Source organism: Lutibacter sp., from assembly GCF_040883305.1.
Classification (GTDB): Bacteria; Bacteroidota; Bacteroidia; order Flavobacteriales; family Flavobacteriaceae; genus Lutibacter.
Window position 1 is genome coordinate 1 of sequence record NZ_JBFLKT010000195.1, and the last position, 4,015, is coordinate 4,015.

The window sequence follows — 4,015 nt, forward strand, 5'->3', positions numbered from 1 at the left end:
AAGATTATTTGGGCTTTTCACTATCTAATATTATTTATTTTGATGGTGAAAATTATCGCGAAGTCGCCAACGGAATTGCCTATGCAAATGGAATAAATTTTAATGCAAAACGGAATCTTATTTTTGTGGCTTCACCCAGAAAATTTCTAATAAAAGTTTATAGAAAAGAGCAAAATTGAGATTTAACTTTTATTGAAGATATTTTTTGTGGAACTGGAGTTGATAATATAGAATTTGATATTGAAGGGAATCTTTTAATTGGAGCCCATCCAAATTTATTAAGGTTTGCATCTTATGCAAAAGGAAAAAAAGAAACTACTCCTTCCGAAATTATAAAAATTAAGTATCGTGGAAAAAACGATTATACAATTAAACAACTTTTTTTAGATGATGGAAAAATAATGTCTGGATCTACTGTTGCCGCACCTTATAAAGATTTAATTTTGACCGGAAATGTAATGGATTCTAAATTTTTAATTTTAAAAAACATACATTAAAATACCTTCTAATTACCAACTTGTTTTTAAATATATACTATTAATTTTAAGAAATTAACCTAAATTTGAAAGTAAATTAATATTCATATTTAATGTAAATGAATGATAATTATATAGACAGCAAAACTTTTAAAGGAAAAGATTATACCGTAAATGGCTTTCCAAAAGGTGAATACGATAATTGTACTTTTATTAACTGCAACTTTTCTAACCAGCATCTTTCAAATAATGAATTTGTAGAATGTAATTTTGAAGATTGCAATTTTAGTAATTCATACATAAAAAACACCTCTTTTAAAGAAGCTGTTTTTAGTACATGTAAATTATTCGGTTTAAATTTTAGTGAATGTAATCCTTTTTTACTAGCTTTTTCTTTTAATAATTGTCAATTAAATTTAGCTTCATTTTATCAGTTAAAACTTAAAAACACCAAATTTGTAAACTGTAATTTAGAAGAAACCGATTTTGACAAAGCAGACTTATCATATTCAATTTTTGATAATTGCGACTTAAAGAGAGCTATTTTTAAAAATACTAATTTAGAAAAAACAGATTTTAGAACTTCAAACAACTACTCCATCAATCCTGAAACAAACAACATTAAGAATGCCAAATTCTCTTTTAATGGAATTGCTGGTTTGTTAGAAAAATACCAAATTTCAATTGAATAACATGAAACAAATTTTACTTATAATTTTTGCAGTTCTACTAGTAAGTTCTTGCGTTAACAAAACTGATAAAAACGTGGTAACAAACAATATAAAAACCCAAAATTTAATTCCATATATAAACCCATTTATTGGTACAAAAAATATGGGACACACATTTCCAGGTGCATCTGCTCCTTTTGGAATGGTTCAGTTAAGTCCTGAAACCAACCAACAACCAATGTTTATAGATGGAAAATACAATCCAAACACCTATAAATATTGTGCGGGTTACCAATATGACGATTCCACAATATTTGGTTTTAGTCATACGCATTTTAGCGGAACCGGACATTCAGATCTAGGTGATTTTTTGGTAATGCCAACAACTGGCAAACTAACATTAGAACCTGGAGATGCAACAATTCCTCAAAGTGGTTTTCATTCCCAATTTTCACATAAAAATGAAGATGCCGAACCTGGTTATTATAAAGTAACCTTAGATGATTATAATATTAAAGCTGAATTAACAGTATCAGACCGTGTTGGGTTTCATAAATATACGTTCCCAAAATCAGAAGATTCACATATAATTTTAGATTTAATTTCAAACATTTACAATTATGAAGATAAAAATGTATGGACATTTGTTAGAATTGAAAACGACTCATTAGTAACAGGTTATCGCCAAACAAATGGCTGGGCACGCACCAAAAAAGTATTTTTTGCTATGCAATTTTCTAAACCATTTAAAAGTTATGGCCATAAAAAGTATGATGAATTTAAATACAATGGATTTTACAGACGCTTTAATGAGCAAGAAAATTTTCCAGAAATGGCAGGAAAAAACATAAGAGCTTATTTTAATTTCGATACTGAAGAAAACGAAGAAATAAAAATAAAATTTGCACTTTCTAACACAAGTACAGCTGGAGCTTTAAAAAATTTAAAAGCTGAAATTACGCATTGGGATTTTGAAAAAACAAAACAAGAAACCCAACAAAAATGGAATACAGAACTGAACAAAATAGTTGTAGAAACTGAAACAAAAGCACAAAAAGAAACTTTTTACACTGCATTGTATCATACCATGTTAGGACCTATTATTTATGAAGATGTTGATGGTTCTTACAGAGGTTTAGATCAAAACATTCATCAATCAAAAGGTTTTACAAACTATACTATTTTTTCACTTTGGGATACCTACCGAGCGTTGCACCCGCTTTTCAATATTATTCAGCCTTCAAGAAATAATGATATGGTAAAATCTATGTTGGCGCATCAGGATCAAAGTGTGCATAAAATGCTGCCCGTTTGGAGTCATTATGCCAATGAAAACTGGTGTATGGTTGGCTACCATTCTGTTTCTGTAATTGCAGATGCCATTGTAAAAGGAACAACAGATGTTGACATAAACAAAGCGTTAAAAGCTACTGAAAACACTTCAACACTTACCTATTTTGATGGCATTGGAGACTATATGAAACTTGGTTACGTTCCTGAAGATAAAAGTTCATCTTCCGTTTCCAAAACCTTAGAATACGCTTTTGACGATTGGTGCATTGCTCAAATTGCCAAAAAAGCTGGTAATGAAGAAGTTTATAATACCTATTTAAATCGTTCTAAAAATTTTAAAAATGTGTATGATGAAGAAATTGGTTATATGCGGCCAAAATTAAGTGATGGAACTTGGCGTAAAGAATTTGACCCAATAGATACACACGGACAAGGTTTTATTGAAGGAAATGCGTTAAATTATGGATTGTATGTTCCTCAGGAAATAGATAATATGATTGAATTAATGGGTGGAAAAAATAAATTTTCAGCACATTTAGATTATATTTTTACCACTGAAATTGAAAACAAATACATTGAAAAAAATGAAGATATAACCCGCGATGGAATTATTGGGAATTATGTACACGGAAACGAACCTGGACATCATATGCCCTATTTGTACAATTGGACAAACGATCCTTTTAAAACACAAGAACGGGTTAGAATGATTATGGATACTATGTACAGTAATGGTGAAGATGGTTTGTGTGGTAATGATGATGCCGGACAAATGAGCGCTTGGTATGTGTTTAGTGCTTTAGGGTTTTATCCTGTTACTCCGGCTTCAAATGATTACGCTATTGGAAGTCCAATGGTAAACAACGCAATTATAAATTTAGAAAACGGAAAAATTATTTCAATTAAGACTGTAAATCAAGGAAAAGAAAATGTGTATGTTGACAAAGTTGCAATAAATGGAAAAATAATTAGTGATTTATTATTAAAATATGACGACATTAAAAATGGAGGTGAAATTACTTTTTATATGCAAAATACTCCAAAAAAATAAATTTTAAAATGAGTTCAGAACACTTTAATAAAGAAGCTAAAAACTGGGATAACAATCCTGAAAAAACAGAGAGAGCCAAGATTTTCGCTAAAGAAATAATTGATTTTATTCAACCTTCAAAAAAAATGAAAGCATTGGAATTTGGTTGTGGAACGGGATTATTAAGTTTTCAATTAAAAAATTATTTTAATGAAATTACCCTTGTAGATACTTCTGAAGGAATGATAAAAGTGCTAAAAGAAAAAGTAAAGCAACTAAAAGTAAAAAATTTTAAACCTATTTTAATTGATGTTCTACAAGATTCAAAAAGTATTTCAAAAACAGATGTTATTTATACGTTAATGACCATGCATCATATTGAAAATATAGATAAAGCTGTAACAATATTCAATTCTTTATTGAATAAAACAGGCTATTTATGTATCGCAGATTTAGTTGACGAAGATGGAACATTTCATCCAACATACCAAAATTTTACTGGACATAATGGTTTTAATAAAATAGAATTGACCAAAAAAATTCAC

4 protein-coding genes are annotated in these 4,015 nt (G+C 29.2%); all 4 read left to right on the forward strand.

The genetic code is table 11. The features are described 5' to 3' along the window. Positions 1-8: 8 nt before the first annotated feature. Positions 9-179, forward strand: a complete 171-nt coding sequence (locus AB1Z17_RS06280; RefSeq protein ID WP_368050947.1) for a hypothetical protein — start codon at positions 9-11, stop codon at positions 177-179. 416 nt (positions 180-595) lie between these two features. Next, positions 596-1,168 (forward strand): pentapeptide repeat-containing protein, encoded by a 573-nt coding sequence (locus tag AB1Z17_RS06285; protein WP_368050944.1) that lies wholly within the window; start codon positions 596-598, stop codon positions 1,166-1,168. Between the two features lies 1 nt (position 1,169). Next, a complete protein-coding gene (locus AB1Z17_RS06290) occupies positions 1,170-3,491 on the forward strand; it encodes a GH92 family glycosyl hydrolase (RefSeq protein WP_368050945.1) in 2,322 nt (773 codons plus the stop codon). Between the two features lie 8 nt (positions 3,492-3,499). After that, the coding region (locus AB1Z17_RS06295) for a class I SAM-dependent methyltransferase (protein ID WP_368050946.1) at positions 3,500-4,015 on the forward strand (516 nt) is incomplete at its 3' end.